This is a genomic window from Roseicyclus sp. (assembly GCF_052168335.1).
Lineage (GTDB): Bacteria > Pseudomonadota > Alphaproteobacteria > Rhodobacterales > Rhodobacteraceae > Roseibacterium.
The window spans coordinates 1-4592 of record NZ_JBQLZP010000315.1; the positions used below are offsets into that span (position 1 = coordinate 1).

The following is a 4592-nucleotide window of genomic DNA, read 5'->3' on the forward strand; positions in this document are numbered from 1 at the left end:
CTCGGCGGAGGAACCGGGCGAGCTCGGCGACACGTCTCAGCTCTATGGCCGGTCGATCACCTATGCCGCCCTCTTCGGCGGCGTCGTCCGGACGGCCGGTCCCTGGGCCTTCACGTTCCTGCAGTGCTTCCTCGTCTCGCTCGCCATCCTCGCGATGACGGATCGGCAGGCGCTGCGGCGTCCCGTCCTTCTGGTGCTCGGCCTCGGTGCGGTGGCCGTGGCGAGCTCCGCCGCATGGATGAGCAGCATTCTCATGCCGGACGCACTGGGCGCCGTCGTCCTGATCTTCGGCGCGATCCTGATCGACCGCTTCGAGGCGTTCACCCTCGGCCAGAAGATCGCGCTGAGCCTCCTGGCGGCCTTCGCCGTCTCCTCGCACTACGGCAACATTCCCCTCGCCGCCGCCGTGGTCGGGGCCGCGCTGGCCCTGCGCGCGCTGTCCCGGCGCGGCATGGGCGCGGTCGGCTGGAAACCCGTCGTCGTCGCGGGGCTCTTCGTGGTCGCCGCCGCGCCCGTGCTCAACGTCTCGGCCAGCCTCGCGGTCCTGGGCGAGCCCAGCGTCACGCCGCTGCGGCCGCCCGTCGTGCTGGCGCGGTCGCTGGAGGACGGCCCCGCGCGCTGGCTCCTGGAGGAGCGCTGCGCCGAAGACGGGGCCGAGTACTGCGCCGCCTTCGAGACCGAGGTGCCGCAGACGCACTACGATTTCCTCTGGGGCGAGCGGGGCCTCGTGAACCAGGACGGCGCCACGGCCGCGAGCCTGCGCGAGAACGAGTGGCGGATCGTGCTCGAGGCCGCGCTGGCCTATCCGTTCCAGCAGATCGCGGCGACGCTGCGGAATACCGGGCGGCAACTCGTGCTGGTCAGCCACACGGGCTCCTCGTGGACATGGGATGGCGAAGCGCTCGAGCGGCCCGAGGAGCAGGGAGGATTCTTCGGCCCTGCGCGGATGGATCCCCTGATGCGGTGGACGGTGATCGCCTCCGTCATCGTCCTCGTCGGTCTCGTCGCGACGCGGCGCCTCGACGGTCCGCAGCTCCGCATTCTCGGCCTGATCTGTTTCGGACTCGTCGTGAACGCCTTCATCTTCGGCGCGCTGTCGGCTCCGGCCGAGCGCTACCAGGCGAGGGTCGCCTGGCTCCTGCCGCTGCTGGCCGCGCTGTTCATCGCCGAGACCGGGCTCGGGCGGCGCCCGCCATCTGCGAAGGGGCGCTAGGTCGGATGGCCGGGCGCCTCATTTCCCTGCGTGCCGCCCCGTCGGCCCGACGCCCCTCGGCGCGATCCGGCCAGGAACTCCGCGAGCTGCTGCCCGACGGTCCCGGTCGCCGCGAGCTTCAGGACGTGATCCAGCGCCGCCGCGCCCATCGCGGTCCGGCGGACGTCATCGGTCAGGAGCGCCTCGAGATGATCGGCGAGGGGCGCGACCTCGCCCACCTCGACAAGAAGGCCGCCATTCGCCTCTCCCTCGGGCAGCAGGTCGACCGACCCGGGCGCGCGGCTCAGGATCGTCGGCAGCCCGCAGGCCATCGCCTCCATCGGCGCCACCGCGAAGCCCTCGTGGCGCGAGACCTGGACATGCAGATCGGCGGCGTTCAGTTCGCGCCGCATCTCGGTCCGGTCCTGCGAGAAGCGATCCACCCAGCGGAGGCCCCTGACCGGGTCGCGCGCGATCTCCTCGGCGAGGGCCGCGCGGTCGGGACCGTCGCCGACGAGGTGCAGCCGCAGGTCCATCTCAGGGCGGCGCGCGACGACATCGCGCCAGGCGGCGAGCAGGATGTCGAGACCCTTGCGCCGGATGTCGATCCGGCAATGGCAGATCGCGACCCGCGCCGTATCGGGAACCCCGAGGCGCGCACGGCACGCCGCCCGGTCCTCGGGAAACCAGGTCTGCGGGCTCACCGGGTTGAGGATGCGGGCGACGCGCAGGTCGGGCCCGTAGCGGTCCGCAACGCGCTCGGCCTCGACGGAGGACGCGATGATCAGGCCCGCCGCGGCATGGATGCTCCGGCGACGGATGCGCCGGCCGAGCGCGGTGTCGGGCTCCTGCTGCCCGCCCTGGAAGCTCGCCACCACCGGAAGGCCCAGCCTCCGGGCGAGCGGCACGAGCGTGTCGAACCGGGCGTCCTCGTATTCCTGCATGACGATGTGGGTGCAGCCCTCGGCGCGGAGCGCATCGGCCAGCGCCCGGCGGGGCAGGGCGAGGTAGGGCGCCGCGCGCCGGGCCAGCCGCGAACGCAGGGCGCTGCACGCCCGGTAGGCGAGAGGGCTCGGCAAGGCGATCGTCACGAGGCCGGTGCGCGGATTGGCGATGCGTGTCGTGCGGTCGACCCTGCGGGACACTACGACGATGCAGGCCTCGTGGCCGGCGTCGCGCAGCGCGTCGGCGTAGCCGAAGAGCCACCCGCCCTCCATCTCGGTCGCGAAACCCCGCAGATCGACCCCGATGCCGTCGAGGTAGTGCTCGATCACGTCACCCCATGGAAGTATCGCGACCTTCACCGGTCCATCCTTCAGTTCGGGCAGTTCGGGCGTCGCCCGACGCGCCTTGCCTGCTCGGGAGCTGGCCCAGTATGACGCCGGTTTCCGTAATAATTCCAGCGTATAATGCGGACCGCTGGCTCGACCGCACGCTCAATTCGGTGCGGGCGCAGACCCATGCCGACCTCGAGATCATCGTCGTCGACGACGGCTCCACGGACGGCACCTCGCTGCTCGTCCGCCGTCATGCGCGCGAGGACGGCCGGATCAGGCTCGTGTCACAGGAAAACGCGGGCGTCGCCGCCGCGCGCAACCGCGGGATCGAGCTGGCCCGTGGCCGATGGATCGCGCCGCTCGACGCCGACGACCTCTGGCATCCGCGCACGGTCGAACGCTTCCTCGCCGCCGCGGCGGCCGCGCCCGCGCCGGTCGCCTTCGTCTACACCTGGTCCCGGCGGATCGACGAGGAGGACAGGCTGCTCGACGACCTCGGGCGGCCCGACCACGCGGGCGACGTGCTGGCGCCGCTCCTCGTCGCGAACTTCGTGCGGAACGCAAGCGCGACCCTGCTCGACCGGGCGGCCGTCCTGGCCGTGGGCGGCTACGATGCCGGGTTCCAGCGTCTCGGGGCGCACGGCGCCGAGGACATCGACCTCTATCTCCGGCTCGCGGCACGGGGCGCCGTCGCGGTCGCGCCGGGCCATCACGTCGGCTACCGCCAGACGCGGGGCGCGATGTCGGCCAATGCCGGCCGGATGCGCGCCTCCGCCGACCTTGCGCTCGCGAAACTCAGACAGGCCGAGCCGGACCTGCCGGAGCGCCTGTTCACCGCCGCCGCAGCGAACTACGACCTCTATGCCGCCGGTCTCTCCTTCCTCGCGGGGAGGTGGCGCGATCTCGGAGGCTACATCCTCGCCGCGATGAAGCGGGCGCCGCTCACGACGCCGGCCTATCTCGCCACCGTCGGAACCTATGCCCTCCTCGGACGTCTGCGTGGCGCAAGCCCCCTCCGCTTCGCGGATCTGGACCCCGACCGGAGGTATACGCTCCCCATCGCCGACCTTGCGATGGGGGTGCAATACGGCCCCCTCAAGCGCACGTTCCGCGCGGTCGGAGCGCGGAAGGCGGCATGAGCGCGCGTGTCTCATGGCGGCGGCTCGGCGCCACGATGGGCGGCCTGAGGGAGCTGTCGGGCGACCGCGTGCGGCTTCTCCCCCTGATGGTGGGGATGAGCGTCCTCGCCTTCCTCTTCGAGGGGCTCGCCATCTACCTGATCTTTCCCCTGATCGAGACCCTCGGCGGCTCGGGCCTGGGCGCGGAGCGGACCGATCCCATCGGCTGGATCAGCCGCGCCTTCGCGTCCGTTCCCGAGGAGCGGCGCGTCGCCGCCGTGGTCGCCGCGATCGTCGTCTGCGTGCTCCTGAAGAGCGTGATCTCCTACGCGGCCGCGGCCATCTTCGCGAACGCGACGCAGCGCATCGGCGACGACATCCGGCGGCGGAGCTTCGAGCAGGTGCTGGCCGCCTCGCCGCTCTTCCACGGGTCGCGGCCCGCGGGCGCCATGGTCAACACGCTGGCGAGCCAGACCTGGGCCGTGTCGCAGGGCCTCGAGAAGGTGGCGCATCTTCTCATGCAGACGGCGGCGGTTCTGGTGTTCCTGACGCTCCTCCTGCTGATGTCGGGGACCGCGCTCCTCGCCATTCTCGCGGGCGTCGTCGTGGCGGGACTGACCACGCGAGCGATCAACCGCGCCGTCGCGCGGCTCGGTCGGCAGGCGGTGCAGGCGAACGAGGCGCTGACGGTCCGCATGATGGAGGGGCTGAGCGGGCACACCACGCTCCGCCTCTTCAACGGCGAGGCGGCGGCCCAGACAACGTTCGGCGCCGCGTCGGACCGCACCCGGCGCACGCTCTACCACCTGTCGCTGGTGTCCTCGCTGCCGCAACTCACCATCGAGGTGATCTTCGCGGGCGTGATCGGCGTGGTCCTCGTCCTCCTCGAGACCGGCAGCGTCGGCGAGGTGCTGGTCCTCGTCGCGCTGCTCCTGCGGATGCAGCCGCATGCCATGGCGCTCGTCCATGCGCGCGCGGTCCTCGCGGGGCTGGGCGGCGCCGTCG

The 4592-nt window shown here is 72.0% G+C and carries 4 protein-coding genes; 3 read left to right on the top strand and 1 reads right to left on the bottom strand.

What is annotated here, in order from left to right:
- A partial coding sequence (locus ACTS11_RS09800) for a hypothetical protein (RefSeq protein WP_442640136.1) occupies window positions 1–1213 on the top strand: 1213 nt, incomplete at its 5' end.
- Here ACTS11_RS09800 and ACTS11_RS09805 read toward each other — a convergent pair.
- Complete coding sequence (locus ACTS11_RS09805) at window positions 1210–2496, bottom strand: glycosyltransferase family 4 protein (RefSeq protein WP_442640137.1); 1287 nt, start codon at window positions 2494–2496, stop codon at window positions 1210–1212. The genes ACTS11_RS09800 and ACTS11_RS09805 overlap by 4 nt on opposite strands.
- 71 nt (window positions 2497–2567) lie before the next feature.
- Here ACTS11_RS09805 and ACTS11_RS09810 point away from each other — a divergent pair, with 71 nt between their 5' ends.
- The gene (locus ACTS11_RS09810; RefSeq protein ID WP_442640138.1) at window positions 2568–3608 is read left to right on the top strand and encodes a glycosyltransferase family 2 protein; all 1041 of its coding nucleotides are present in this window, start codon (window positions 2568–2570) and stop codon (window positions 3606–3608) included.
- Window positions 3605–4592: ABC transporter transmembrane domain-containing protein (locus tag ACTS11_RS09815; RefSeq protein ID WP_442640139.1), on the top strand; the 988-nt coding region annotated here is incomplete at its 3' end. The genes ACTS11_RS09810 and ACTS11_RS09815, both read left to right, overlap by 4 nt.

Excerpts from the sequence above, each read along its gene's own strand:
- ACTS11_RS09810 (WP_442640138.1), top strand. The coding sequence starts at position 2,568 with ATGACGCCGGTTTCCGTAATAATTCCAGCGTATAATGCGGACCGCTGG.